The organism is Streptomyces sp. SLBN-118, from assembly GCF_006715635.1.
Classification (GTDB): Bacteria; Actinomycetota; Actinomycetes; order Streptomycetales; family Streptomycetaceae; genus Streptomyces.
Genome location: NZ_VFNP01000001.1, coordinates 2511412 through 2536936 on the forward strand (window position 1 = coordinate 2511412; position 25525 = coordinate 2536936).

General features: G+C 68.2%; 26 protein-coding genes. 4 read left to right on the forward strand and 22 right to left on the reverse strand.

The genetic code is table 11. The features are described 5' to 3' along the window. Window positions 1-205: 205 nt before the first annotated feature. Together FBY35_RS11140 and FBY35_RS11145 are read right to left on the reverse strand one after the other, a co-directional pair. On the reverse strand, window positions 206-529 hold the full coding sequence (locus tag FBY35_RS11140) for an STAS domain-containing protein (protein ID WP_142213645.1): 324 nt from the start codon (window positions 527-529) through the stop codon (window positions 206-208). Between the two features lie 158 nt (window positions 530-687). Continuing rightward, complete coding sequence (locus FBY35_RS11145) at window positions 688-1536, reverse strand: 3-hydroxyacyl-CoA dehydrogenase family protein (protein WP_142213646.1); 849 nt, start codon at window positions 1534-1536, stop codon at window positions 688-690. Window positions 1537-1743: 207 nt separating this feature from the next. Between FBY35_RS11145 and FBY35_RS11150 the strand changes: the two genes are divergently transcribed. After that, the gene (locus FBY35_RS11150; RefSeq protein ID WP_142213647.1) at window positions 1744-2316 is read left to right on the forward strand and encodes a cob(I)yrinic acid a,c-diamide adenosyltransferase; all 573 of its coding nucleotides are present in this window, start codon (window positions 1744-1746) and stop codon (window positions 2314-2316) included. On the opposite strand, the gene FBY35_RS11155 is transcribed toward FBY35_RS11150, so the two are convergent. After that, window positions 2313-2891 carry a hypothetical protein gene (locus FBY35_RS11155; protein WP_142213648.1) on the reverse strand — a complete coding sequence of 193 codons (579 nt, stop codon included), beginning with the start codon at window positions 2889-2891 and terminating at the stop codon, window positions 2313-2315. The genes FBY35_RS11150 and FBY35_RS11155 overlap by 4 nt on opposite strands. Window positions 2892-3041: 150 nt before the next feature. Here FBY35_RS11155 and FBY35_RS11160 point away from each other — a divergent pair, with 150 nt between their 5' ends. From FBY35_RS11160 to FBY35_RS11170, 3 genes are all read left to right on the forward strand, one after another. Continuing rightward, a complete protein-coding gene (locus tag FBY35_RS11160) occupies window positions 3042-4250 on the forward strand; it encodes a sensor histidine kinase (RefSeq protein ID WP_260848580.1) in 1209 nt (402 codons plus the stop codon). After that, window positions 4247-4897 (forward strand): response regulator transcription factor, encoded by a 651-nt coding sequence (locus tag FBY35_RS11165; protein WP_142213650.1) that lies wholly within the window; start codon window positions 4247-4249, stop codon window positions 4895-4897. The genes FBY35_RS11160 and FBY35_RS11165 overlap by 4 nt, the downstream gene beginning before the upstream one ends. 263 nt (window positions 4898-5160) lie before the next feature. Beyond that, window positions 5161-6921, forward strand: a complete 1761-nt coding sequence (locus FBY35_RS11170) for a glycoside hydrolase family 18 chitinase (RefSeq protein ID WP_142213651.1) — start codon at window positions 5161-5163, stop codon at window positions 6919-6921. A gap of 189 nt (window positions 6922-7110) precedes the next feature. On the opposite strand, the gene FBY35_RS11175 is transcribed toward FBY35_RS11170, so the two are convergent. From FBY35_RS11175 to FBY35_RS11265, 19 genes are all read right to left on the reverse strand, one after another. Next, the gene (locus FBY35_RS11175) at window positions 7111-7560 is read right to left on the reverse strand and encodes a DUF2550 domain-containing protein (RefSeq protein WP_142213652.1); all 450 of its coding nucleotides are present in this window, start codon (window positions 7558-7560) and stop codon (window positions 7111-7113) included. 151 nt (window positions 7561-7711) lie between these two features. Beyond that, entirely contained in the window at window positions 7712-8086 is a 375-nt protein-coding gene (locus tag FBY35_RS11180; RefSeq protein ID WP_142213653.1) for a F0F1 ATP synthase subunit epsilon, read from the reverse strand. A gap of 110 nt (window positions 8087-8196) precedes the next feature. Then, window positions 8197-9639 carry a F0F1 ATP synthase subunit beta gene (gene atpD, locus FBY35_RS11185; protein WP_142213654.1) on the reverse strand — a complete coding sequence of 481 codons (1443 nt, stop codon included), beginning with the start codon at window positions 9637-9639 and terminating at the stop codon, window positions 8197-8199. Then, window positions 9639-10580: a F0F1 ATP synthase subunit gamma gene (locus tag FBY35_RS11190; protein WP_142213655.1), complete on the reverse strand. Its 942-nt coding sequence runs from the start codon at window positions 10578-10580 to the stop codon at window positions 9639-9641. The genes atpD and FBY35_RS11190 overlap by 1 nt, the downstream gene beginning before the upstream one ends. A 20-nt stretch (window positions 10581-10600) precedes the next feature. Then, on the reverse strand, window positions 10601-12193 hold the full coding sequence (gene atpA / locus FBY35_RS11195) for a F0F1 ATP synthase subunit alpha (protein WP_142213656.1): 1593 nt from the start codon (window positions 12191-12193) through the stop codon (window positions 10601-10603). A gap of 130 nt (window positions 12194-12323) precedes the next feature. Beyond that, the gene (locus FBY35_RS11200) at window positions 12324-13139 is read right to left on the reverse strand and encodes a F0F1 ATP synthase subunit delta (RefSeq protein ID WP_142213657.1); all 816 of its coding nucleotides are present in this window, start codon (window positions 13137-13139) and stop codon (window positions 12324-12326) included. After that, window positions 13136-13696: a F0F1 ATP synthase subunit B gene (locus tag FBY35_RS11205; protein ID WP_186356910.1), complete on the reverse strand. Its 561-nt coding sequence runs from the start codon at window positions 13694-13696 to the stop codon at window positions 13136-13138. The genes FBY35_RS11200 and FBY35_RS11205 overlap by 4 nt, the downstream gene beginning before the upstream one ends. Before the next feature lie 44 nt (window positions 13697-13740). Next, the gene (gene atpE / locus FBY35_RS11210; protein WP_142213658.1) at window positions 13741-13965 is read right to left on the reverse strand and encodes an ATP synthase F0 subunit C; all 225 of its coding nucleotides are present in this window, start codon (window positions 13963-13965) and stop codon (window positions 13741-13743) included. Between the two features lie 72 nt (window positions 13966-14037). Further along, entirely contained in the window at window positions 14038-14877 is an 840-nt protein-coding gene (atpB, locus tag FBY35_RS11215) for a F0F1 ATP synthase subunit A (protein WP_186356982.1), read from the reverse strand. Between the two features lie 210 nt (window positions 14878-15087). Continuing rightward, entirely contained in the window at window positions 15088-15525 is a 438-nt protein-coding gene (locus FBY35_RS11220; RefSeq protein ID WP_142213660.1) for a hypothetical protein, read from the reverse strand. A 261-nt stretch (window positions 15526-15786) separates the two neighbouring features. Beyond that, complete coding sequence (locus tag FBY35_RS11225) at window positions 15787-17130, reverse strand: MraY family glycosyltransferase (protein ID WP_142213661.1); 1344 nt, start codon at window positions 17128-17130, stop codon at window positions 15787-15789. Between the two features lie 105 nt (window positions 17131-17235). Continuing rightward, window positions 17236-18507, reverse strand: coding sequence for a serine hydroxymethyltransferase (gene glyA, locus FBY35_RS11230; protein ID WP_142213662.1), 1272 nt, complete (start codon window positions 18505-18507; stop codon window positions 17236-17238). Between the two features lie 87 nt (window positions 18508-18594). Further along, the gene (locus tag FBY35_RS11235) at window positions 18595-19242 is read right to left on the reverse strand and encodes a protein-tyrosine-phosphatase (protein ID WP_142213663.1); all 648 of its coding nucleotides are present in this window, start codon (window positions 19240-19242) and stop codon (window positions 18595-18597) included. Next, the gene (locus FBY35_RS11240) at window positions 19239-19886 is read right to left on the reverse strand and encodes an L-threonylcarbamoyladenylate synthase (RefSeq protein ID WP_142213664.1); all 648 of its coding nucleotides are present in this window, start codon (window positions 19884-19886) and stop codon (window positions 19239-19241) included. The genes FBY35_RS11235 and FBY35_RS11240 overlap by 4 nt, the downstream gene beginning before the upstream one ends. Before the next feature lie 40 nt (window positions 19887-19926). Next, the gene (gene prmC / locus FBY35_RS11245) at window positions 19927-20808 is read right to left on the reverse strand and encodes a peptide chain release factor N(5)-glutamine methyltransferase (protein ID WP_186356911.1); all 882 of its coding nucleotides are present in this window, start codon (window positions 20806-20808) and stop codon (window positions 19927-19929) included. Between the two features lie 40 nt (window positions 20809-20848). Beyond that, complete coding sequence (prfA, locus tag FBY35_RS11250; protein WP_142213666.1) at window positions 20849-21928, reverse strand: peptide chain release factor 1; 1080 nt, start codon at window positions 21926-21928, stop codon at window positions 20849-20851. Between the two features lie 106 nt (window positions 21929-22034). After that, entirely contained in the window at window positions 22035-22259 is a 225-nt protein-coding gene (gene rpmE / locus FBY35_RS11255) for a 50S ribosomal protein L31 (RefSeq protein ID WP_142213667.1), read from the reverse strand. 159 nt (window positions 22260-22418) lie between these two features. After that, the gene (locus tag FBY35_RS11260; RefSeq protein ID WP_142213668.1) at window positions 22419-23525 is read right to left on the reverse strand and encodes an LCP family protein; all 1107 of its coding nucleotides are present in this window, start codon (window positions 23523-23525) and stop codon (window positions 22419-22421) included. 182 nt (window positions 23526-23707) lie between these two features. Beyond that, window positions 23708-25450, reverse strand: a complete 1743-nt coding sequence (locus FBY35_RS11265) for a trypsin-like serine protease (protein WP_142213669.1) — start codon at window positions 25448-25450, stop codon at window positions 23708-23710. Between the last annotated feature and the right edge of the window lie 75 nt (window positions 25451-25525).

Sequence of the window (25525 nt, forward strand, 5' to 3'; positions counted from 1 at the left end):
GGATGGTGATGACGGAGACGCGTGCGGACTGTCCCTCCGGCCTTTCCGCACGCTCCGCTGTAGCTTCGGCCCGGTGCCCGCCGCATGGGTCTTTCAATTCGTCGGGCGACCGAACCTTAGACCTTTGCTCAGTATCTCCATAGGGGCGGGGTGCCGCCCCGCCCGTGACATCACAGTCTTATGAGGATTGCGAGCGTCGTACGGTTCACACCCGGGGGAGCGATTCGGCCGCGATGCCGCCTTCGATGGCAAGAATCCGGTGCAGCCGGGTGGCGACCAGGAGTCTTTGCATCTGGGGCGGGACGCCGCGCAGCACCAGCCGGCGGCCGCACCGGCCGGCCCGGCGGTGTGCGCCCATGATGACCCCCAGGCCGGTGGCGTCCCAGGAGTCGAGGTCGGTCAGGTCGAGCACCAGGTCGCCGGCTCCGGCGTCGACGGCCGAGTGCAGGACCGTACGGGCGTCCGCCGCGCTGCGGACGTCGAGGCGGCCCCCGACGACCAGCTCGGCGTGGTCGCCCCTGATGTGCATATGCGCTCCCGTGAGTGCGTCAGTGCCCTGTGATCTCTTCTGGTTTGCTTTCAATGTCTTGCAACAACTGACTCCCACATGGGCGCAGCAGTTGCGCTTTGTAAGCGAACCGATACTGATTTCACCCTTCAGGGTGATACCAAACCGGTCGATGAGGGTCAGTGCTTGTAGAAGCCCTGCCCGCTCTTGCGTCCGATGTCACCGGCGTCCACCATCCGGCGCATCAGCTCCGGCGGGGCGAACTTCTCGTCCTGGGACTCGGTGTAGATGTTGCTCGTGGCGTGCAGCAGGATGTCCACGCCCGTCAGATCGGCGGTGGCGAGCGGCCCCATGGCGTGGCCGAAGCCCAGCTTGCAGGCGATGTCGATGTCCTCGGCGGACGCTACGCCCGATTCGTACAGCTTCGCGGCCTCGACGACCAGTGCCGCGATGAGACGGGTGGTGACAAACCCGGCGACGTCGCGGTTGACGACGATGCAGGTCTTGCCGACGGACTCGGCGAACTCCCGCGTGGTGGCGAGGGTTTCGTCGCTCGTCTTGTAGCCGCGCACCAGCTCGCACAGCTGCATCATCGGGACGGGCGAGAAGAAGTGCGCACCGACCACGCGGTCCGGACGCTCCGTCACCGCGGCGATCTTCGTGATCGGGATGGCTGAGGTGTTGGAGGCGAGGACGGCGTCCTCCCGTACGAGCTTGTCGAGCGTACGGAAGATCTCGTGCTTGACCTCGAGCTTCTCGAAGACCGCCTCGACGACGATGTCCGCGTCGGCGGCGGCGTCCAGGTCGGTGGTCGTGGTGATGCGCGCCAAGGCGGCGTCGGCGTCGGCCGCTTCGAGCTTGCCCTTGGAGACGAACTTGTCGTACGAGGCCTTGATGCCGTCCGTGCCACGGGTCAGAGCCGCGTCGGTGACATCGCGCAGCACGACGTCCCAGCCCGCCTGGGCAGAGACCTGCGCGATGCCGGACCCCATGAGTCCGGCCCCGATGACGGCGAGCTTCCTGGCCACTGCGGCACCCCTTAACACGTGTTTACATTTCCGCTCTCCGGCGGAGGTTAGCGCCCGTGAGGTGCCGTGTGGCGGTGAAGAGATGCGCGTCACGTCTCAGATGACGGACATCACACCGGTACGGCCCATCAACCGGCCGGTACCGCGTAATTGAGCGCCTCATGGGCCACTTCGCCCCGCTTGCGGCCGCGGCGTAGGCTCGGCCTCATGGTCAATCTCACGCGCATCTACACCCGCACCGGCGACCAGGGCACGACCGCCCTGGGCGACATGAGCCGCACCGCCAAGACCGATCTGCGGATCGCTGCGTACGCCGACGCCAATGAGGCCAATGCCGTCCTCGGCACGGCCATCGCGCTGGGACAGCTTCCGCAAGAGGTCGTCACGGTCCTCGTCCGCGTGCAGAACGACCTGTTCGACGTGGGTGCGGACCTCTCGACGCCGGTGGTCGAGGAGCCGGAGTATCCGCCGCTGCGGGTCGAGCAGTTCTACATCGACCGTCTCGAGGCGGACTGCGACCGCTTCAACGAGCAGCTGGAGAAGCTGCGCAGCTTCATCCTGCCGGGCGGTACGCCGGGGGCGGCGCTGCTGCACCAGGCATGCACGGTCGTACGGCGCGCGGAGCGATCGACGTGGGCGGCGCTGGAGGTGCACGGGGAGGCGATGAATCCGCTCACCGCGACGTATCTCAACCGCCTGTCCGACCTCCTGTTCATTCTGGCGAGGACGGCGAACAAGGAGGTCGGGGACGTCCTCTGGGTCCCCGGCGGCGAGCGCTAACGTTCGATCCGGACCGGTTCACGCTCGGGCTCCGGGTCCGCCGCCGGGGCCTTCTTCGGCCAGATCGTGTACGTGAGGGCGATCAGGCCGTGGATCCCGGCCGTCCGCAGCGCCACGAACTGCCAGGAGCTGAGCGAACCGGTCCGGCTCGGGTCGCCGACGTACCAGATCGCCACCTGGAGCAGGCCGACGGCGACCGCGGCGGCCAGCACGGTACGCAGCCACAGCTTCCCTTCGTGCTTGGCCCGGGCCACTCCGTACCGCGGCGGCTCGGGCGGCGGCGGGGCGCCCGCGAAGCGGTGGGCGACGTACCCGTCGATCCACTTGACCGTGTAGTGGCCGTACGCGACGGTGTAGCCGATGTACAGGGCTGCGAGCCCGTGCTTCCAGTCCGGCTCCGCGCCGTTCTTCAGGTCGATCGTCGTCACGACGAGCAGGACGACCTCCAGCAGCGGCTCCAGGAGCAGCAGGCCCGCGCCCAGCCGGGGCAGCTTCAGCACATAGCGCGTGGCGAGTCCGGCTGCCAGCAGGACCCAGAAGCCTACCTCGCAGATCACGATCAGCGTGACGATCACAGCACTCTCCTTCCGTTCCCCTCCAGCCTTCCGTCCGCCGGGCCGCCTATCGTCGTCGCCAGTGACGAGCCGGCACTGCATCCTTCGATGTATCCGGTCATCGCCCGGGACGCGGAGGCCCACCGGCCGTCCGCCGTGTTTGATGGGTCCGTGACCGCACCGAGAAGCCCGCACCGCGACGACGTGCTCATCGCCGTGGCCGGATTCTTCGGCGGCCTGGTCCTCTACGCGCTGGGACTGGACACCCGCAGTGGACACGGCGTCGATCCGCGTTGGCTCCTGCTGCTGCCGCTGGCAGTGATGAGCGGGGCGGAGCTGCTGCGCCGGAGCATGCCGAACACCGCGCTGGCCATCGGCTGCGCGGCGCTGCTCGCCGACCAGTTCACCGACGGGAACGTCGCCACGATCGCGATGTTCACGGATCTCGTCTACGCGGCCGTGCTGTACGGCACGCCCGCAGCCGCACGCCGCATCCCCGCCGTGTCCATGGTGGCGACGGCCGCTGTCACGGTCACCGCGCTCCTCGTCTTCCAGGACGCGCAGGCCGTTCTGCTGGGCCTGGTCTTCGCGGTGGTCACCGTGGCCCCGGCGTGGACGGGCGTGAGCGTACGCACCCATCGCGACGCCGCCGAAGCGGCGCGCCTGCGTGCCGAGCAGACGGCCCTCCTCGCCGAGATCGACCGCACGCAGGCGGTCACCGCCGAGCGCGCCCGGATGGCCCGCGAGCTGCACGACATGGTCGCCAACCATCTCTCGGCGATCGCGATCCACTCCACCGCCGCGCTCTCCCTCGACGATCCGAAGACCTCGCGCGACGCACTCGGGGTGATCCGCGAGAACAGTGTCGACGGGCTCGCGGAGATGCGCCGCCTGATCGGACTGCTGCGGGACAGTGGTGGCGGCACGGCTCCGGCGGCCGCCCCGACACTGGCCGGTGTGGACGCGCTGCTCGCCCAGGCGGGCACCAACGGGGCCTCCAGCGGTCTGGAGTTCAGGCTGGAGGACGCCGGCGAGGCGGGCCTCGCGCTGCCCGCGCCGGTCGAGCTCGCGGCGTACCGCATCATTCAGGAGTCGCTGACGAACGCCCTCAAGCACGCGTCACCGGGCGGGGTCAGGGTCGCTCTGGCCCAGCGCGAGGGGACGCTGACGGTAGAGGTGACCAGCCCGTACGGCGACCGTCCCGGGCCGCGGGCGCCCGGCTCGGGGGCCGGTCTGGTCGGGATGCGGGAGCGGGTGGCGCTGCTGGGCGGGCAGTTCGAGTCGGGACCGGTGGCCGGGGGGAACGCCGGCGGCGACGGCGGCAGGATCTGGCGGGTACGGGCCGAACTGCCCGTCGACGAAGGGAACGGCAGGGCATGACCATCCGGGTACTGGTCGCGGAGGACCAGAGCGCCGTACGCGCAGGCCTGGTCCTCATCCTGCGCAGCGCACCCGACATCGAGGTCGTGGGCGAAGCCGCGGACGGCGAGGAAGCGGTGCGGCTGGCCCGCGAACTGTGTCCGGAACTGGTGCTGATGGACATTCAGATGCCGCGCCTGGACGGGGTCTCGGCGACCCGTCAGATCGCCGCCGAGCAGCTTTCCGACGTACTGGTACTGACCACCTTCGATCTGGACGAGTACGTCTTCGGGGCGCTGCGGGCAGGGGCCGCGGGCTTTCTGCTGAAGAGCACCGAAGCGGAGGATCTACTCGATGCGGTGCGCACGGTGGCGCGTGGTGAGGGGCTGATCGCGCCGGCCGTCACACGCAGGCTGATCGCGGAGTTCGCCGCGCCGACGCCGGTACGCAGGCCGGGGGCGCCCGACCCCGCGGTGCTCGATGTGCTCACCCGGCGCGAGCGTGAGGTGCTGTCATGCCTGGGCGAGGGCTTGTCGAACGCCGAGATCGCCGTACGTCTCGACATGGCGGAGGCGACGGCGAAGACCCATATGAGCAGGCTGCTGGCAAAGCTCGAGCTGCGCAGCAGGGTACAAGCGGCTGTCCTGGCACAGGAGTTGGGGATCTGACGTTCCCTCTCCTTCCCCTCTCCCCCACGACTGACACGTGTGGTCTGGACCTATTGACGATTGGTCCAGACCTTCCTAGTCTCACCGCACACACACTGCGGTGAGCCACGCAGGGTGCGCAGCGCACGGATCAATCCGCCGAATGTCCCGGACCTCCTCGAGGAGCACCCGTGAACACGCAACCCCCACTGCACAGAACCAGATTCAGAGTCAGATCCAGAGTCGTAGCGGGACTGACCGCTTTGCTCCTCCCCCTGGCCGCCATGGTCGGCCTCGCAGCGCCCGCCGAGGCCGCCACATCCGCCACGGCCACCTACGCCAAGGTCCAGGACTGGGGCACGGGCTTCGAGGGCAAGTGGACGGTGAAGAACACCGGCACCACCTCCCTCAGCTCCTGGACCGTCGAGTGGGACTACCCCTCGGGCACTGCCGTCACCTCCGCCTGGGACGCCGACGTCACCAGCAGCGGCACCCACTGGACCGCCAAGAACAAGAGCTGGAACGGCACGCTGGCCCCCGGCGCCTCCGTCTCGTTCGGCTTCAACGGCACGGGCTCCGGCGCACCCTCGGGCTGCAAGCTCAATGGCGCTTCCTGCGACGGCGGCAGCGTCCCCGGCGACAACCCGCCCTCCGCCCCCGGCACCCCGTCCGCGAGCAACATCACCGACACCTCGGTGGCGCTGAGCTGGACCGCCGCCACCGACGACAAGGGCGTCAAGAACTACGACGTGCTGCGCGACGGCGCCAGGATCGCGACGGTGACCGGCACGACGTACACCAACACCGGCCTCTCCGCCGGCACCGACTACTCGTACACCGTCCAGGCGCGTGACACCGCCGACCAGACGGGCCCGGTCAGCGGCGCCCGCGCAGTGCGCACCACCGGCGGTGGCGGCGACCCGAAGCCCGGCTCCGCGGTCAAGCTGGGCTACTTCACGGAGTGGGGCGTCTACGGGCGCAATTACCACGTGAAGAACCTGGACACCTCGGGCTCCGCCGCCAAGATCACCCACATCAACTACGCGTTCGGCAATGTCACCGGCGGCCGCTGCGCCATCGGTGACTCCTACGCCGACTACGACAAGGCGTACACCGCCGACCAGTCCGTCGACGGCGTCGCCGACACCTGGGACCAGCCCCTGCGCGGCAACTTCAACCAGCTGCGCAAGCTCAAGGCGAAGTACCCGCACATCAAGGTGCTCTGGTCGTTCGGCGGCTGGACCTGGTCCGGCGGCTTCGGCCAGGCCGCGGCAAACCCGGCGGCCTTCGCCCAGTCCTGCTACGACCTGGTGGAGGACCCGCGCTGGGCCGATGTCTTCGACGGCATCGACCTGGACTGGGAGTACCCCAACGCCTGCGGCCTGTCCTGCGACACCAGCGGCGCCGCCGCCTTCAAGAACCTGATGCAGGCGATGCGAGCCAAGTTCGGCACGAACAACCTGGTCACCGCCGCCGTCACGGCCGACGCCTCGTCCGGCGGCAAGATCGACGCGGCCGACTACGGCGGCGCGGCACAGTACGTCAACTGGTACAACGTGATGACATACGACTTCTTCGGTGCCTGGGCCGCCCAGGGACCGACCGCCCCGCACTCCCCGCTCACCTCGTACGCCGGCATCCCTCAGGCGGGATTCAACTCCGCCGAGGCGATCGCCAAGTTCAAGGCGAAGGGCGTGCCGTCCGCCAAGCTGCTGCTGGGCATCGGCTTCTACGGACGCGGCTGGACCGGAGTCACTCAGGAGGCGCCGGGAGGCACGGCGACAGGGCCGGCCCCCGGCACGTACGAGCAGGGCATCGAGGACTACAAGGTGCTCAGGAACACCTGCCCGTCCACCGGAACCATCGCGGGTACGGCGTACGCCAAGTGCGGCAGCAACTGGTGGAGTTACGACACCCCCGCGACGGTCACCTCGAAGATGAGCTGGGCGAAGGGGCAGGGCCTGGGAGGAGCGTTCTTCTGGGAGTTCAGCGGTGACACGACGAACGGAGAGCTCGTCGGCGCGATCAACAGCGGTCTGAACTGACCCAGTGCACAGCGAAGCCCGGGGGAATCGTTCTCCCGGGCTTCGTCACACTCTCAAGCTCACGCCACATTGACTCTCCCCCAGACTTCGTCCGGGGGGACCCCCAACCAACGAGACAGCCTATTTAAGCCACATTGACTCTCCCCCAGACTTCGTCCGGGGGGACCCCCAACCAACGAGACAGCCTATTTAAGCCACATTGACTCGTTGGCCCGGTGGCGCCGCTTCGAGCCAGGCGAGGAAACCGGTCAGCGCGTCCTCGCTCATCGCCAGCTCCAGGCGCGTGCCGCGGTGGACACAGCCCAGCACGATCGCGTCCGAGAGAAGCGCCAGCTCCTCCTCGCCCTCGGGCGTACGCCGGGTCACGACCTCGATGGCGGAGCGCTCAAGGACACGGCGGGGGCGGGGGGCGTACGAGAAGACACGGAACCACATGATCCGGTCACCGCTGTAGCGGGCGACGCCGTACACCCAGCCCTTGCCGGAGAGGTCGGTCTCCTCCGGGACGTTCCAGCGCAGACTGCAGTCGAAGGTGCCGCCGGACCGCTGGATCAGCCGTCGGCGCAGTCCGAAGACGAACAGCCCGATCCCCACCAGTGTGACGACGACCAGGCCGCTCACAAGCAGAGCGAGGAACATGTCCACCGACCTCCTCGCATCGTCCCGTAACGGATTCCCACGTGCACCTGCACCTGCACCTGCACCTGCACCTGCATCGCCTCAGCCGCGGCCCGGTCTGGAGTGATCCAGCCCGGGCCGCGGCTGAGGGCTACGACTGTCGGCGGGGTGCTCAGTGCACCGCCAACGCACGCAGCCGGACATCAGCGCGCCGCTCGGCGGCGGCGTCCTCATCCGCCTTGGCGCGCTCCAGCGCACGCTCGGCGCGCCGTTCGTCGATCTCGTCGGCCAGCTCGGCGATCTCCGCCAGCAGCGACAGCTTGTCGTCGGCGAAGGAGATGAAACCGCCGTGCACCGCGGCGACGACCGTTCCGCCCTCGCTCGTACGGATGGTCACCGGGCCCGACTCCAGCACACCGAGCAGCGGCTGGTGACCGGGCATGACGCCGATGTCGCCGGACGTGGTGCGCGCGACGACCAGGGTGGCCTCGCCGGACCAGACCTGCCGGTCGGCGGCGACCAGCTCGACGTGCAGCTCAGCAGCCAAGGTTGGCTCCTCGGGTCACCACCCGGCGGTTGTGCCGGGTGTTGGGTCAATTCTACGGGGCGTGGGGAGAGGGGCGGGACGCACCCGCCCCTCTCCACGAGTCAGCAGACTCAGGAGACGCCGAGCTCCTTGGCGTTGGCCTTGAGGTCCTCAATGCCACCGCACATGAAGAACGCCTGCTCGGGGAAGTGGTCGTACTCACCGTCGCAGATCGCGTTGAACGCGGCGATCGACTCGTCGAGCGGAACGTCCGAACCATCCACACCGGTGAACTGCTTCGCCACGTGGGTGTTCTGCGACAGGAAGCGCTCGACGCGACGGGCGCGGTGGACAACGAGCTTGTCCTCCTCGCCCAGCTCGTCGATACCGAGGATCGCGATGATGTCCTGGAGGTCCTTGTACTTCTGCAGGATTCCCTTGACGCGCGTGGCGGCGTCGTAGTGCTCCTGCGCGATGTAGCGCGGGTCCAGGATCCGGGACGTGGAGTCCAGCGGGTCCACGGCCGGGTAGATGCCCTTCTCCGAGATCGGACGGGAGAGAACCGTCGTCGCGTCGAGGTGGGCGAAGGTGGTGGCCGGGGCCGGGTCGGTCAGGTCGTCCGCGGGGACGTAGATCGCCTGCATCGAGGTGATCGAGTGACCACGCGTCGAGGTGATGCGCTCCTGCAGCAGACCCATCTCGTCGGCCAGGTTCGGCTGGTAACCCACCGCGGACGGCATACGGCCGAGCAGAGTGGACACCTCGGAGCCGGCCTGGGTGTACCGGAAGATGTTGTCGATGAAGAAGAGCACGTCCTGCTTCTGCACATCGCGGAAGTACTCCGCCATGGTCAGACCGGCGAGCGCGACACGAAGACGGGTGCCCGGGGGCTCGTCCATCTGACCGAAGACAAGCGCCGTCTTGTCGATGACGCCGGACTCGGTCATCTCCTCGATGAGGTCGTTGCCCTCACGGGTACGCTCACCGACGCCCGCGAACACCGACACACCGTCGTGGTTGTTGGCGACGCGGTAGATCATTTCCTGGATCAGAACGGTCTTGCCGACACCGGCGCCGCCGAACAGACCGATCTTTCCACCCTTGACGTACGGGGTGAGAAGGTCGATGACCTTGATGCCCGTCTCGAACATCTCGGTCTTGGACTCGAGCTGGTCGAAGCTGGGCGCCTTGCGGTGGATCGGCCAGCGCTCGGTGGTCTCGCTGTTCGCCTCGGTGACGTTCAGCACCTCACCGAGGGTGTTGAACACCTTGCCCTTGGTGAAGTCGCCGACCGGGACGGTGATACCCGTGCCGGTGTTGGTCACCGTGGCCTGGCGGACCAGACCGTCGGTGGGCTGCATCGAGATCGCGCGGACCAGGCCCTCGCCGAGGTGCTGGGCGACCTCGAGCGTCAGGGTCTTCAGGGCGCCGTCGAGAGCCGGGTCGGCCACCTCGACGGTGAGCGCGTTGTAGATCTCCGGCATCGCGTCGACGGGGAACTCCACGTCGACGACCGGGCCGATGACCCGGGCGACGCGGCCCGTGGCAGCGGCCGTCTCAACTGTCGTCGTCATTACTTGTCACTCCCCGCGGTCGCGTCGGCCAGGGCGTTGGCGCCACCGACGATCTCGCTGATTTCCTGGGTGATTTCGGCCTGGCGGGCCGCGTTGGCAAGCCGGGAGAGGCTCTTGATGAGCTCCCCGGCGTTGTCGGTCGCCGACTTCATCGCGCGGCGGGTGGCAGCGTGCTTGGAAGCAGCGGCCTGGAGCAGCGCGTTGTAGATCCGGCTCTCGACGTAGCGCGGAAGCAGGGCGTCGAGGACGTCCTCCGCCGACGGCTCGAAGTCGAACAGGGGCAGGATCTCGCCCTTGCCCGCGGCGGAAGCCGCCGATGTTCCCGTCGACTCCTCGGCCGCCTTCTCGAGGCTGAGGGGCAGCAGCCGGTTCTGCACCGGCGTCTGCGTCAGCATCGAGATGAACTCGGTGAAGACGATGTGGAGCTCGTCCACGCCGCCCTCGGCCGTCTCCCGCTGGACCGCCTCGATCAGCGGCCCCGCGACGTTCTTGGCGTCCGCGTAGGTCGGGCTGTCCGTGAAGCCGGTCCACGACTCCGTGACCTTGCGCTCACGGAAGCCGTAGTACGAGACACCCTTGCGGCCGACGATGTACGTGTCGACCTCCTTGCCCTCGCCGCGGAGCCGCTCGGTGAGCTGCTCCGCCGCCTTGATGGCGTTGGCGGAGTAGCCGCCGGCCAGACCGCGGTCGCTCGTGATGAGCAGGATCGCGGCGCGGACCGGAGCGTCCACCTCGGTGGTGAGGGAGTGCTTCGTGTTCGACCCGGTTGCCACCGCGGTCACCGCGCGGGTGAGCTCGGTCGCGTACGGCGTGGAGGCCGCCACCTGGCGCTGCGCCTTGACGATGCGCGAGGCGGCGATCATCTCCATCGCCTTGGTGATCTTCTTGGTCGCGGTGACGGATTTGATGCGACGCTTGTAGACCCGGAGCTGGGCTCCCATGAGTCAGGTCCCTTCCGTCGTCACTTGGCCGTGCTGACCGGAGCGTCTTCGCCGAGAAGCTGGCCGTCCGAGGTCTCGAACTGACGCTTGAAGGCGGCGATCGCGTCACCGATGGACTGGAGGGTGTCGTCGGACATCTTCCCGCCCTCGGCGATGCTGGTCAGCAGCTCCTTGCGCTCACGGCGCAGGTGCTCGAGCAGCTCGCTCTCGAAGCGGCGGATGTCCTGGACCGGGACGTCGTCCATCTTGCCGGTGGTACCGGCCCAGACGGAGACGACCTGCTCCTCGACGGGCATGGGCTGGTACTGAGCCTGCTTGAGCAGCTCGACCATGCGCTTGCCGCGCTCCATCTGCGCCTTGGAGGCCGCGTCCAGGTCCGAACCGAAGGCGGCGAACGCCTCCAGCTCACGGAACTGGGCGAGGTCCACACGCAGTCGGCCGGAGACCTGCTTCATGGCCTTGTGCTGGGCGGAGCCACCGACGCGGGAGACCGAGATACCGACGTTCAGGGCCGGACGCTGGCCGGCGTTGAACAGGTCGGACTCCAGGAAGCACTGGCCGTCGGTGATGGAGATGACGTTGGTCGGGATGAACGCCGACACGTCGTTCGCCTTGGTCTCGACGATCGGCAGACCCGTCATCGAACCGGCGCCCATCTCGTCGGAGAGCTTGGCGCAGCGCTCCAGCAGACGCGAGTGCAGGTAGAAGACGTCACCCGGGTAGGCCTCCCGGCCCGGCGGGCGGCGCAGCAGCAGCGACACGGCACGGTAGGCGTCGGCCTGCTTCGACAGGTCGTCGAAGATGATCAGGACGTGCTTGCCCTGGTACATCCAGTGCTGGCCGATGGCCGAGCCGGTGTACGGCGCAAGGTACTTGAAGCCGGCCGGGTCGGACGCCGGAGCCGCGACGATCGTCGTGTACTCGAGGGCGCCCGCCTCCTCCAGCGCACCGCGCACGGACGCGATGGTGGAGCCCTTCTGGCCGATGGCGACGTAGATGCAGCGGACCTGCTTCTTCGGGTCGCCCGAGCGCCAGTTGTCGCGCTGGTTGATGATCGTGTCGACTGCCAGAGCGGTCTTGCCGGTCTGACGGTCACCAATGATCAGCTGACGCTGGCCGCGGCCGATCGGCACCATGGCGTCGACAGCCTTGTAGCCGGTCTGCATCGGCTCGTGCACCGACTTACGGACCATGACGCCCGGGGCCTGCAGCTCGAGAGCGCGGCGTCCGTCGGTCTCGATCTCGCCGAGGCCGTCGATCGCGTTGCCGAGCGGGTCGACGACGCGACCCAGGTAGCCCTCGCCTACAGCGACGGACAGGACCTCGCCGGTGCGGGTGACCGGCTGGCCTTCCTCGATACCGCTGAACTCACCGAGGACGATCGCACCGATCTCGCGCTCCTCGAGGTTGAGGGCGAGACCGAGGGTGCCGTCCTCGAACTTCAGCAGCTCGTTCGCCATGGCCGAGGGAAGACCCTCGACCTTCGCGATGCCGTCGCCGGCAACGCTGACCGTGCCGACCTCCTCGCGCGAGGCCGCGTCCGGCTTGTACGCCTGGACAAAGTTCTCCAGCGCGTCCCGGATCTCCTCCGGCCGGATCGTGAGCTCCGCCATCTGGGTTCCCTGCTCTCCTTGTTGGGCCCGAAGTTTCTTAGGGGGTCTGGGGGCGACCCCCAGGAATCTTCTGCAATCTCTGCACGGCCCAACCGGGCCGCTCGTACTGCTTGTTCAGTTACCGGCTTGGTCAGCCGGCGATACGGCGTGCTGCCTCGTCGAGACGCTCCGCGATCGTGCCGTTGATGATCTCGTCACCCACACGCACCGAGATCCCGCCGAGGACCTCGGGGTCCACGTCGAGGTTCAGGTGCATCTCGCGGCCGTAGATCCGCGCAAGACCCGCGCCGAGGCGCTGCCTCTGCTCGTCGGTCAGCGGCACCGCCGAGGTGACGACGGCGACCATCCGGTCCCGGCGCGCCGCGGCGAGCCTGGACAGGGACTCGAGTCCCGCCTCCAGGCTACGTCCCCGGGGCTGGGTCACAAGACGGACAACCAGACGCTCGGTGACCGGGTTGGCCTTGCCGCCGAGCAGGCTGCGCAGCAGCTCGCCCTTGGCCGAGGCCGGCGCCGACTTGTCGGTCAGCGCGGACCGCAGGTCCTTCGCCGAGTCGATGATCCGGCCGAACCGGAACAGCTCGTCCTCGACGCTGTCGAGCGCGTCGGCCCGCTGGGCCACGGTGAGCTCGGCGGAGGCCGCCAGCTCCTCGACCGAGTCGACCAGGTCACGCGACTGCGACCAGCGAGAACGCACCATGCCGGAGATCAGGTCGGCGCTCTCGTCGCCCACCTGACCGCGCAGCAGCCGTCCCGCCAGCTCGGCCTTGGCCTCGCCGGCCTGCGCCGGGTCGGTCAGGACCCGACGCAGCGACACCTCACGGTCGAGCAGCGCGGTGACGGCTGCCAGCTCCTCGGCGAGCTTTGCCACGTCGACCGACGTGTTGTCGGTCAGCGCGTCAAGGGACTCGCGTGCGGCAGCCAGTGCCTCGCGGCTCGCTCCGTTCATCGCGCGGCCTCTGTCTTCGAAGCGCTGTCCTCGAGTGCGTCGAGGAAGCGGTCGATCGTGCGGCTCTGCCGGGCGTGGTCCTCGAGGGACTCACCGACGAGCTTGCCGGCCAGTTCGGTGGCGAGCTTGCCGACGTCCTGACGCAGCGCCGCGGCAGCGGCCTTGCGGTCGGCCTCGATCTGGGTGTGACCGGCGGCGATGATCTCCTCACGCTGCCGCTGGCCTTCCGCCTTCATCTCCTGGATGATCGCGGCACCCTGCTCGGTCGCCTCCTGGCGCATCCGGGCTGCCTCGTGGCGGGCCTCGGCGAGCTGAGCCTTGTACTGCTCGAGCACGCTGTCGGCTTCGACCTTGGCCGCAGCGGCCTGCTCGATGCCACCTTCGATGGCCTCTCGGCGCTGCTCCAGAACCTTGTTGATGTTCGGGAGGAGCTTCTTGGCGAGGAAGCCGAAGACGATGACGAAGGCGATCAGGCCGATGACGAGCTCGGGCCACGGCGGAATGAGGGGATTCTCCTTCTCACCCTCAGCCGCCAGGAAAACCAGAGCGGTGTTCACATCAGTGCCTTTCGTCGAAAGGGACGGTCGTCTTGTCGTTCGTCTTAGTAGACGAACGGCATGACGAGGCCGATCAGGGCCAGCGCCTCACAGAAGGCGAAGCCGAGGATCTGGTTGGCACGGATCAGGCCGGCCGCCTCAGGCTGACGGGCCAGGGCCTGGGTGCCGTTACCGAAGATGATGCCGATACCGACGCCGGGGCCGATGGCCGCAAGACCGTAACCGACGGAGCCGAGGTCACCAGTAACAGCAGCGAGGGTCTGGGACATGCCAGTTCTTCCTTCTCTTTACGGACCGGTGGGGGTTGGCCACCGGACGAATATGGGGTCGAGGAGCGGGACTCAGTGGTGCTCTGCGAGCGCGCCCTGGATGTAGCTGCAGGTCAGGAGCACGAACACATAGGCCTGGACGGCCTGGATGAAGAGCTCGAAGGCCGTCATGATGATGACCATCGCGAACGAGACACCGGAGTACGCGATGCCGATGCCGTTCAGCATGTACCAGCTGGCGATCGTGAAGAGCAGCAGCAGTGTGTGACCGGCGAACATGTTCGCGAAGAGTCGTACGGCGTGCGTGAACGGGCGGACCAGCAGGTTCGAGAAGAACTCGATGGTCATGGAGAGCGGCAGCACCGGGCCGAGCGACTTGTCGTAGCCCGTCACGTTCTTGAAGAAGCCGACAAAGCCGTGCCGCTTGAACGTCAGCGAGACCCAGGTGATGTAGACGATGCCCGCCAGGACCATCGGGTAGGCGATGATCGCCGTCACCGGGAAGGCGGCGACCGGGACGATCGACCAGACGTTCATCATCCAGATGAAGAAGAACAGCGAGACGGCCAGCGGGACATACTTCTCGCCGTCCTTCTTGCCGATCGTCTCGTAGACGATGCCGCGCCGCACGAAGTCGTAACCGGCCTCGGCGACCATCTGCAGCTTGTCCGGAACCATTTTCGGCTTACGGAAAGCGGCCCAGAAGAAGCCCACGACGATGATGGAACCGAGCAGGGCGAGCAGCATCGGCTTGTTGAAGTAAAAGCCGTTGCCGTCGGCGTCGCCCAAGAGCGGCTCGAAGAGGAATGAATGCAGGCCCGGAGCCGGGAAGCCACACCCGTCAAAAAGGTGGCAGTCGGTCTCGAAGGCGAGCACCGTCGTCGGGTCAGCACTCACCGCGGGCTCCTTCAGCGTGGCGCATATGTACGGCAACCTCGTTGTGTCGGCGCGGCGCACAGCCGCTGATCGGCACTGGACTGGTGTTACGGATGTGGGGGCGGCTGGCAGGCATCGAGCCTCGCGAATGAGCAGGCGTCAGCTCAGATGCCCGCGCCCGCAGTGCCGCAGTTGGCACCGGACGATAGCAGGATCGCGAACGCGCACTTATACCGGCCCTACCCCTCACGACGACGACCCCTTGTTCTCGGGCTTATCGCTCCTCGAGGACTCGGGTTCGACGTAAAGCAGCTTGGCCTTCATGTGCGCACGGGTCTGCGCGGCGATCCATACGAGAGTCGTCGCGACCAACGTGATCGCGAAGGCCTTGGGATTGAACAGCGTGGTGTTCTTGAATGCGGCGACAAAGATGAACATCAGCAGAATCTGCGCCGCATAGAGCATCAGACCCATGGCCTGGAACAGGTGCGGAAGAGACTTGGCTGTCCGTTCGAGGACCACAAGTCCGATCCCCATGAAGAGGATCACAATCACCGTCGCGACAACGGCGCCCACCGCTCCCTTGCCGCCCGCCACCACACCGCTGATCACGGCGGCGAGAACGCCGGCGCCGGCGGTGGGCAGGGCAGCTTGAAGGAGTGTTCGGGCGTCATTGGACCGCATGGCGGCAGCTCCGCTGGTGGTGGGGGCATGAGTGTCGTCATGGACGAGCGTAGGCCCGGAGCGAGAGTGAACCTCGCGCCAAGAGGCCGTCGCACTACGGCCCTTCGGCTCTGTCGCCGGGTTTCGTGAACGGTATCACAAACTATTTGATGAGGTCTTTACCTAGGGGTGTGCCGACCATCACACATGAGAGTGACCCCGCGCGTGTGTGCAAGACAGGGCACCGTTATGTCTGGTATTGGGCGCCCATGTAGTGACTCGTCAGCCGCGCGTCCCGGCCCTCCTCCGGTCCGGAAGGCGCGAACGGGGGCCGATGGCAGTCGCTCCGTTGACACCGTTGACGCCCACCGCGGCGGGCTTGATCTCCTCGGGCTCCGCCGGAGGAGCCTCCCCCTCGTCCGCGAGCCCGGGCACCGTGACCGGCTCGGGCCGCACCGGGCGACGCCGGTAGCGCGGCGGCACAAAGGCCTCCGCCCAGCGGGGTGCGCGCGGGGTGAAGCGCGGCAGCAGGAGGAGCACCAGCCCCACCGCGCTGAGCGCGACGATGAGCAGCACGATCCACATCGACGCCGAGTGCACGGAGTACGCGACCACGCCGAAGGCGATCAGCGCCGACCAGAAGTACATGATCAGGACTGCGCGGCTGTGCGAATGTCCGATCTCCAGGAGCCGGTGGTGAAGATGGCCACGGTCCGCGGTGAAGGGCGACTGCCCGTTCCATGTACGCCGCACGATCGCGAGCAGCAGGTCGGCGACCGGGATCGCGATGATGGTCAGCGGCAGCAGCAGCGGGATGAAGACCGGCAGTGCCGCGTGTGTGGCCTGGCGGGTGCTGCCCTCGAAGATCTTCAAGGCGTCGGGGTCCACCTGCCCGGTCACCGAGATCGCGGCCGCGGCGAGCACCAGGCCGATCAGCATCGAGCCCGAGTCGCCCATGAAGATCCGCGCGGGGTGCATGTTGTGCGGCAGGAAGCCCAGGCACATGCCCATCAGGATCGCGGTGAACAGGGTCGCGGGGGCGGCGGCCTCGATGCCGTAGCTGAACCAGATCCGGTACGCATACAGGAAGAAGGCCGCGGCGGCGAGGCAGACCATGCCCGCGGCGAGACCGTCGAGGCCGTCCACGAAGTTCACCGCGTTGATGGTGATCACGACGAGGGCGACGGTGAGCAGTGTGCCCTGCCAGGAGGTCAGCGCGACGACACCGACGCCGGGCACGGGGATCCACAGGATCGTCAGACCCTGGATCACCATCACACCCGCGGCGATCATCTGGCTGCCGAGCTTGATCAGGGCGTCGATCTCGAACTTGTCGTCCAGAACGCCGATGATCCAGATCAGCGCCGCACCGGAGAGCAGCGCACGCGGTTCGTTGGACAGCTCGAAGACGCTGTTCAGGTTCTGCAGATGGTCGGCGACCAGCAGACCGGCGCACAGACCGAAGAACATGGCGATACCGCCGAGTCGCGGTGTCGGCTCCCGGTGTACGTCACGGGCACGGATCTGCGGCATCGCGCCGGACGCGATGGCGAACTTCCGCACCGGACCGGTCAGCAGATACGTCACCGCAGCCGTGACACAGAGCGTCAGCAGGTAATCACGCACGGGCTGCCCCACAGGAATCGCTGGCCATCTCAGCCCCACACCCTAGCTCTGGTATCCACATGCTTGAGGACATACGGGCGGCGGCGACGGTTGCACGGCTCGCGACTACCCCTGATAAGGCGGAAATCTACCGGCCAGTTCGCGTACTTCCGCGCGGACCTCTCTCGCCCCTTCTCCCTCTTCACGCAGCGCTGCGGTGAACAGTGCGGCGATACGGGCCATCTCTGACTCGCCCATGCCCTGCGTGGTGACGGCGGCGGTGCCCAGGCGGATGCCGCGTCCGTCGCCGTACGGCAGTGCGCAGGTGTCCAGCACCAGTCCGGCCGCGCCCAGACGGCCGCGGGCCGTCCTGCCGTCGACCCCCAGCGGGGCCGGATCCGCGCTGATCAGATGGGTGTCGGTGCCTCCGGTCAGTACCGCGAGGCCCTCTGCTGCGAGCCCGTCGGCGAGCACCCGCGCGTTGGCCACCACCTGACGGGTGTACGCGCTGAACGCGGGAGTCGACGCCTCGCCGAAGGCGACGGCCTTGGCGGCGATCGTGTGCATCTGGGCGCCGCCCTGGGTGAAGGGGAACACCGCCCGGTCGATGCGCTCGGCCAGCTCGGCCCCGCACAGGATCATTCCGCCGCGCGGCCCGCGCAGCACCTTGTGGGTGGTGGCGCACACCACATCGGCGTAGGGGACGGGGCTGGGGGCCACGCCGCCCGCGATGAGGCCCATGGGATGGGCGGCGTCGGCGATCAGATACGCACCCACCTCGTCGGCGATCTCGCGGAAGACGGCGTAGTCGGGGTGCCGGGGATACGAGATCGAACCGCAGACGAGGGCCTTGGGCTTGTGCTGCCGGGCCAGGGTGAGGACCTGCCCGTAGTCGATGAGCCCGGTGTCGGCGTCGATGCCGTATCCGACGAAGTCGAACCAGCGTCCGGAGAAGTTGGCGGGCGAGCCGTGCGTGAGATGGCCGCCGTACGAGAGGCCCATGGCCAGGACCGTGTCGCCGGGCTTGAGCAGCGCCGCGTATGCGGCGAGGACGGCGGACGAGCCGGAGTGCGACTGCACATTGGCGTGCTGGGCGCCGAACAGGGTCATGGCGCGCTCGACGGCGATCCGTTCGGCGGCGTCGACGAGTTCACAGCCGCCGTGGTGGCGGGCGCCGGGATAGCCCTCGGCGTACTTGTTGGCGAGCGGGGAGCCGAGGGCGGCGAGCACCGCGGGCGAGGTGAAGTTCTCCGCGGCGATGAGCTGAAGGCTGTCGCTTTGCCGGCCCAGTTCCCCGAGGATCACCTCGGCGATCTGGGGATCCTGGCGGCGCAGGGCTTCGAAGTCCGCGCCGTAGTGGGTGATGTGGGCGGCGTCTGGTGCAGCGGTGACCGACATCTTGGGCTCCGGGCCTCGCGTGGTGTGGCGGCCCCTCCAATGTAGGCCGGGCCCCGCCGCCGCGCCCGGCATGACGCCGGCGCGGACTCAGCGGCGCGCCTGTACCCCCGTCAGCGCCGTCACCACCGGATCCAGTGCCTGCTGGATCTCGTCCCCGATCGACCGGAAGAAGGTGATCGGCGCACCGTAGGGGTCGTACACCTCGTCCGCGTCCGGGCTGGGCGCCAGCAGCCAGCCGCGCAGCGCCGCCGCCGCCCTGACCAGGGCACGGGCGCGCTCCACGACACCCTCGCGCGGGTCCGGCAGCGTTGTCGGGTCTATCGCGCGCACAAGGCGCGTGAACTCCTTGAGCGTGAAGGTGCGAAGGCCCGCCGAGTGGCCCATCGAGATCACCTGCGCCCGGTGGTCCCTGGTGGCCGTGAGCACCAGGTCCGCGCGGATCACATGCTCGTCGAGCAGCTCACGGCCCACGAACCCCGTCGCGTCCGCGCCGAAGTCGGCGAGGACGATCTCGGCGTTGGCCTCCATCGGGGCGCCCTCGTGGCCCCAGGTGCCCGCGCTCTCCACGATCAGGCCGCCCGTGAGCGGGTCGCCGAGGCGGTCGCTCAGGGCATGGCGGGTCAGCCGCTCGGTGATCGGCGAGCGGCAGACGTTGCCGGTGCTGACGTGGAGGATGCGGAAAGTGGAGTTGGTGCTGAACGATTCCGCTATGCCACGCCCCTCAGGGGCGGTCAACTGGCCACCTCGAGGTCGGGTACGACTTTGCGCAGCTCGTCCGGCGAGAGCGCCCCCTCACGCAGCAGCACGGGGTACTTGCCCGTGACATCGACGATGGAGGACGGAACGATGCCGGGGGTCGGGCCGCCGTCCAGGTACACCGAGACCGAGTCGCCGAGCATGTCCTGCGCGGCGTCGCAGTCCTCCGGCGCCGGGTGCCCCGTCAGGTTGGCGCTGGAGACGGCCATCGGGCCGACCTCGGTGAGCAGTTCGATGGCGACGGGATGCAGCGGCATACGGATCGCGACGGTGCCGCGGGTGTCGCCGAGGTCCCACTGGAGCGAGGGCTGGTGCTTGGCGACGAGGGTCAGCGCGCCCGGCCAGAACGCGTCGACGAGCTCCCAGGCCTGCTCGGAGAAGTCGGTGACGAGGCCGTGCAGGGTGTTCGGCGAGCCGATGAGGACAGGGGTGGGCATGTTGCGGCCGCGCCCCTTGGCCCCCAGCAGGTCGGCGACGGCCTCGGAGCTGAAGGCGTCCGCACCGATCCCGTAGACGGTGTCGGTGGGCAGCACGACCAGCTCACCGCGGCGGACGGCGGATGCGGCTTCACGCAGACCGGTGATGCGATCGGTCGCGTCATTGCAGTCGTATCGCCGAGCCATCAGCGGGCCTCCTCGTACACATGCGTGGTCACGTGCTTCGTCATGGCGTTGCCTTGCGCGCGGTCGCGAAGCGCGGCCGCTTGTTCAGATCAGGGTGGTCGGCGGCGTCCGCCCAGCCGGCCTCTTCACTGAAGATCCACGGCACTTGGCCGCCCTGCGTGTCCGCGTGCTCGACGACGACGAGGCCGCCGGGACGCAGCAGCCGGTGCGCGGTGCGCTCGATGCCGCGAATCGTGTCGAGGCCGTCCTCGCCGGAGAACAGGGCCATGTCCGGGTCGTGGTCGCGCGCCTCGGGGGCGACATACTCCCACTCCGTGAGCGGGATGTACGGCGGATTGGAGATGACCAGGTCGACCTGCCCGTCCAGCTCCGGCAGGGCACTTCGCGCGTCGCCCTGGTGGATGGTGACGCGCGTGCCCTCGGCGTTCTTGCGGGTCCACCTCAGCGCGTCCTCGGAGAGTTCCACTCCGTGCACCCGCGAGCGCGGCACTTCCTGCGCCATCGCCAGCGCGATGGCGCCCGAGCCCGTACACAGATCGACGATGAGCGGCTCGACGACGTCCATGGCCCGTACGGCGTCTATGGCCCAGCCGACGACCGACTCGGTCTCCGGGCGCGGCACGAAGACGCCGGGGCCGACCTGCAGTTCCAGGTAGCGGAAGAAGGCGCGGCCGGTGATGTGCTGGAGCGGCTCGCGGGCCTCGCGGCGGGCGACGGCCTCCCAGTAGCGGGCGTCGAAGTCACCGTCCGCGACGTTGTGCAGTTCTCCCCGCTTGACGCCGTGCACAAAGGCGGCGAGCTCCTCCGCGTCAAAGCGCGGTGAGGGCACGCCGGCGTCGGCCAGTCGCTGGGTGGCCTGGGCCACCTCGGCAAGCAGCAGACTTCGGGGGCTTGGGGGTCGCCCCCCAAAATGTTGCTGCACGCTGGTCCTCCGGGCTGGTGCTGTCTGCTGGATGCTGGGCTTACTGGGCGGCGGCGAGCTTGGCGGCGGAGTCGGCGTCGACGCATGCCTGGATCACCGCGTCGAGATCCCCGTCGAGCACCTGGTCCAAGTTGTACGCCTTGAAGCCGACCCGGTGGTCCGAGATGCGGTTTTCCGGGAAGTTGTACGTACGGATCTTCTCGGAGCGGTCAACTGTGCGGACCTGGCTGCGTCGGACGTCCGACGCCTCCTGCTCGGCCGCCTCCTGGGCCGCGGCAAGGAGCCGCGAACGCAGGATACGCATGGCCTGCTCCTTGTTCTGGAGCTGGCTCTTCTCGTTCTGGCAGGAAGCGACGACACCGGTGGGCAGGTGCGTGATGCGCACCGCGGAGTCGGTGGTGTTGACGGACTGGCCGCCCGGCCCGGAGGAGCGGTACACATCGATACGGAGATCATTGGCGTGGATCTCGACGTCGATCTCCTCCGCCTCCGGCGTGACGAGCACACCGGCCGCCGAGGTGTGGATACGGCCCTGGGACTCGGTCGAGGGCACTCGCTGCACGCGGTGCACCCCGCCCTCGTACTTCAGCCGGGCCCAGACGCCCTGCCCGGGCTCGGTCGCGCCGTTGCCGCCCTTGGTCTTCACCGCGACCTGGACGTCCTTGTAGCCGCCCAGCTCGGACTCGGTCGCGTCGATGATCTCGGTCTTCCAGCCGACGCGCTCGGCGTAGCGCAGATACATCCGCAGCAGATCACCGGCGAACAGGGCCGACTCGTCGCCGCCCGCGCCCGCCTTGACCTCGAGGATGACGTCCTTGTCGTCGCTGGGGTCGCGCGGTACGAGCAGCAGCCGCAGCTTCTCGGTGAGTTCCTCGCGCTGCTTCTCGAGCACCTTGACCTCGGCGGCGAAGTCCGGGTCGTCGGCGGCGAGTTCACGCGCCGTGTCGATGTCGTCCCCGGTCTGCTTCCAGGAGCGGTACGTGCCCACGATGGGGGTCAGCTCGGCGTAGCGCTTGCCCAGCTTGCGCGCGTTCGCCTGGTCCGCGTGGACCGAGGGATCGGCGAGCTTCTTCTCAAGATCGGCGTGCTCGCCGATCAGTTCCTCGACCGCCTCGAACATCGGTGGCTCCTGGTCTTTCGTACGCGAAGGGGGCTGCTCAGAACGGACAAAGCGCCGGCCTCGGCCACCCCGGTCAGGGGCGGCCGAGGGCCGGCGCAGTGGCTCGCTACTTCTTGGCGGAGCCGGCAGCCTTGCCGAAGCGGGCCTCGAAGCGGGCCACACGGCCACCGGTGTCGAGGATCTTCTGCTTGCCCGTGTAGAACGGGTGGCACTCGGAGCAGACCTCGGCACGGATGTTGCCGCTGCCGATGGTGCTGCGAGTGGTGAACGACGCGCCACAGGTACAGCTGACCTGGGTCTCGACGTACTCGGGGTGGATGTCGCGCTTCAAGGTGTCTCCTAGTTTCGGGAGGGCACCGGGTCGCACGCGCGGATTGCTCGTACGTGAACCGGGGCCGACGTACCAGTCTGCCAGGACCGGCCGTATCTCCCAAAACCGGGGTGCGGCCGCCGCTATTCCGCCAGGAGGTGACCCCCGGGAGCGGCCGGGCTACCGGTTCCTGACGAGGGTGCCCGCGTCGCCCTTGTCGCCCGCCGAGTCCTTGACCGCGGAGGCAGGAATCGGCTTGTCCTGCTTGATCGCCGTCCACACCTGCTGGGCCGCGGCCTTGATCGGCACCACACGGTTGGGGTCGGCGGGGTCGTACTCCACCGGCATCGTGATCATGTGGACGTCCTTGGCTCCGAGGCCGCCGAGCCCCCGGGCCAGGTCCATCAGCTCATTGACCGAGTCGAGCTCGGAGTCGGGCGTGATCGCCTTGGTGGCGGTGTCGGCGACGTCGAAGAGCTTCTTCGGGTTGCTGAAGACGCCGACATGCTTGACCTGGTCGATGAACGCCTTCATGAAGGCCTGCTGCAGCTGTATTCGGCCGAGGTCGCTGCCGTCGCCGACGCTCTTGCGGGTCCGTACGAGACCGAGCGACTGCTCCCCGTTGAGCTTGTGCGTGCCGGGCTCGAGGTCGAGATGGCTCTTGGAGTCGTCGATCGCCTTGGTGGTGGTGATCTCCACACCGCCCAGCTTGTCGATGAGCTTCTTGAAACCGGTGAAGTCGACCTCGATGTAGTGGTCCATGCGGATGCCGGACATCTTCTCGACGGTCTTGACCGCACACGCAGGGCCACCGACCTCGTACGCGGTGTTGAACATCGCCCGCTTCTCACCGGCGGCGGGCTTGCCGTTCCCGTCCGTGCACGCGGGACGGTCGACGAGCGTGTCCCGCGGGACGGACACGACGCCGGCCTTCTTGTGGCCCTGGTAGACGTGCACGACCATCGCGGTGTCGGAGCGTGCTACGCCTTCGTCCCGGCCGTACTCGGCGTTGGCACCCGAGCGGGAGTCGGAGCCCAGGACCAGGATGTCCATGGAGCCGTTGTCGATGTTCTTGGGGCGGTCGGTGCCGAGTGCGGAGTTGATGTCGACGCCCTGGAGATTGCCGTTGAGCTTGAAGTAGACGTAGCCGAGGCCGGACCCGCCGACGAGCACCAGTCCGGCGACGGACCACCCGGCGACGGTCAGTGCCCGGTGGCGCGCGGTGGGCTGTTTGCGGCGTGTGCCGCGGCTGCGTATTCGGCTGCCACTACTGCTCTCGTCGGCCATGCTCTCCTCGGCTCTCGTTGATCCCGCTACCCCCTGCCGTGGTGTTTCAGGCGCGGTGTCGGCACTGTTTCAGACGGTGAAGCACCACGAAGGGTTGCACGGGGGTCTGAGAAGGCCCTGAGAAACGCCTGGTGCCCACCGCGCACTGCGCGGTGGGCACCGATCGGCGTGTGCGCTGGGCTCTAGCCGAAGAGGTTGTACGCCTGCCAGCCAGTCCTGAAGTCCTTGCGCGTGGCGAAGATCCCACCGGTGGGCCTGCCGTTGCCCGGGTAGAGCCACAGCTTGCCGGCGGTGTCACGCACGAACAGGTCGGCGTTTCCGTCGCTGTTCACGTCGCCGGTCGTGACCAGCGCGTTGTAGGTGCTGCCGAAGGTGCCGACGAGACGGCGGGCCGCGAACGCGCCGGTGGCCTTGCCGGTGCCCGCGTAGAGGTAGGTGTAGCCCCCGGAGCCGCGGGCCAGGATGTCGGCCCTGCCGTCGCCGGTGAAGTCACCGTGTCCGCGGACCATGTTGTACTGCCCCCAGCCGGAGCCGATCAGGACCGGCGCGGCGAAGGCGCCGTTGCCCTTGCCCGGGTAGAGGTAGGCGTTGCCGGAGGAGTTGACGGCCATCATGTCCGGCAGGTCGTCGCCGGTCAGGTCGCCGGGGACCAGGATCTGCTTGTGGGCGCCCCAGCCCTTGGCGACGAGCTTCGGCGCCAGGTCCGGGTCGTAAGCCCAGTACACGTCACCGTTCGATACCCGGTAGAGCAGGTCCTGGTAGTCGTCGCGGTTGAGGTCGGCCTGGACCATCAGGGTCACGCCACCGAAATAGCCGTGGTTGTACTGGCGGGTGAGGTAGGTCACCCTCGAGCTCCAGCCGAACAGCGTGCTGTCGGATGCGCGACGGGCCAGCAGGTCGGCGGTGTGGTCGTTGCTCCAGTTGGCATCGTTGACGCGGGCCCGGATCGGGGCCGAGTACGTGCTGACCTTGGCGTAGACGCCGTACTTGCCGGTGGCCGAGCAGTTCTGGTCACCCCAGGAGACCAGGCCGACGAGCTTGCCGCCGGCCACCAGCGGGCCGCCGGAGTCACCGTTGCAGGTGGTCTCGGTGGTGCTGTCGTCTCCGGTCGGCGCGGCTCCGGCGCAGATCATGTGGCCGACGATGTAGGACGAGCCGTAGGCGGTCTGGCAGGCGGAGTTGGAGTTGATGTCCGCGTCGGCGACCTTCAGCGTCTGCGAGGCGCTGTTGGGCTCGGTGGAGCTGGTGCGGCCCCAGCCGTACACCTTGGCGTCCGTGCCCGGCGTGTACAGCGCGGTGTCCGTGTTCTGCATGATCGGCAGCGGCTTCACGGAGACCGGCGCGGTCAGCGTGAGCACGGCCACGTCGTTGTCGATGGTGGCCGCGCTGTACGCCGGGTGGTTCCACTGGCGGTAGGCGCCCCGCAGGACACCGCCGTGGAAGTCCCAGCTGCCGTCGGACAGCTGGGTGGGCAGCTGGTCGGTGCCGGTGATGACCGTGCCGGTCTCGTACCACTTGATGCCCTTGACGCAGTGCGCGGCGGTGGCGACCTTCGTCGGGGCGACGACGACGCCGCCGCAGAAGTAGCCGTTGCCCATGCTGTCCGCGAAGTGGAGCTGAGCCATCCACGGCGCCGCCGAGATGGTCGTCGTCTGACCACCGATGATGCGGGCGCTCGGCGCCGACGTCGTCTCGGACGTCGACGAGGAGGAGGGCTCCTGCACGAGAGTGCGCTTGCTGGCCTTGTCGGCCTTCATCGCCTCGATCGTGCGGCTGCGCAGTTCCTGCTGCGACAGCTGGTGGACCTGCTGCCGGGAGCCCAGCTGGGGACCCTCGGTCTCGGCGGCCTGCGAGCCCGACATGGCCAGGCCCGTACCGACCAGTGCCGCCACGACTGCGGCGGCGGCCGGTACCGCGATTCTCATACGGCGCTTGTGTCGACCACCACGGGTGCGTATCTGCACGCGGTAACCCCTCGGGTTGAACCGGCAGAGCGCACA

What these genes read in the sequence shown, in the direction of transcription:
- atpD (WP_142213654.1), bottom strand. Translation starts at nt 9,639, where the DNA reads ATGACGACGACAGTTGAGACGGCCGCTGCCACGGGCCGCGTCGCCCGG.
- glyA (WP_142213662.1), bottom strand. Translation starts at nt 18,507, where the DNA reads ATGTCGGTCACCGCTGCACCAGACGCCGCCCACATCACCCACTACGGC.
- atpA (WP_142213656.1), bottom strand. Translation starts at nt 12,193, where the DNA reads ATGGCGGAGCTCACGATCCGGCCGGAGGAGATCCGGGACGCGCTGGAG.
- FBY35_RS11170 (WP_142213651.1), top strand. Translation starts at nt 5,161, where the DNA reads ATGGTCGGCCTCGCAGCGCCCGCCGAGGCCGCCACATCCGCCACGGCC.
- FBY35_RS11240 (WP_142213664.1), bottom strand. Translation starts at nt 19,886, where the DNA reads ATGGCTCGGCGATACGACTGCAATGACGCGACCGATCGCATCACCGGT.
- prfA (WP_142213666.1), bottom strand. Translation starts at nt 21,928, where the DNA reads ATGTTCGAGGCGGTCGAGGAACTGATCGGCGAGCACGCCGATCTTGAG.
- FBY35_RS11175 (WP_142213652.1), bottom strand. Translation starts at nt 7,560, where the DNA reads ATGTTCCTCGCTCTGCTTGTGAGCGGCCTGGTCGTCGTCACACTGGTG.
- FBY35_RS11190 (WP_142213655.1), bottom strand. Translation starts at nt 10,580, where the DNA reads ATGGGAGCCCAGCTCCGGGTCTACAAGCGTCGCATCAAATCCGTCACC.
- FBY35_RS11265 (WP_142213669.1), bottom strand. Translation starts at nt 25,450, where the DNA reads ATGAGAATCGCGGTACCGGCCGCCGCCGCAGTCGTGGCGGCACTGGTC.
- FBY35_RS11165 (WP_142213650.1), top strand. Translation starts at nt 4,247, where the DNA reads ATGACCATCCGGGTACTGGTCGCGGAGGACCAGAGCGCCGTACGCGCA.
- FBY35_RS11150 (WP_142213647.1), top strand. Translation starts at nt 1,744, where the DNA reads ATGGTCAATCTCACGCGCATCTACACCCGCACCGGCGACCAGGGCACG.
- FBY35_RS11220 (WP_142213660.1), bottom strand. Translation starts at nt 15,525, where the DNA reads ATGCGGTCCAATGACGCCCGAACACTCCTTCAAGCTGCCCTGCCCACC.
- FBY35_RS11260 (WP_142213668.1), bottom strand. Translation starts at nt 23,525, where the DNA reads ATGGCCGACGAGAGCAGTAGTGGCAGCCGAATACGCAGCCGCGGCACA.
- atpE (WP_142213658.1), bottom strand. Translation starts at nt 13,965, where the DNA reads ATGTCCCAGACCCTCGCTGCTGTTACTGGTGACCTCGGCTCCGTCGGT.
- FBY35_RS11200 (WP_142213657.1), bottom strand. Translation starts at nt 13,139, where the DNA reads ATGAACGGAGCGAGCCGCGAGGCACTGGCTGCCGCACGCGAGTCCCTT.
- FBY35_RS11140 (WP_142213645.1), bottom strand. Translation starts at nt 529, where the DNA reads ATGCACATCAGGGGCGACCACGCCGAGCTGGTCGTCGGGGGCCGCCTC.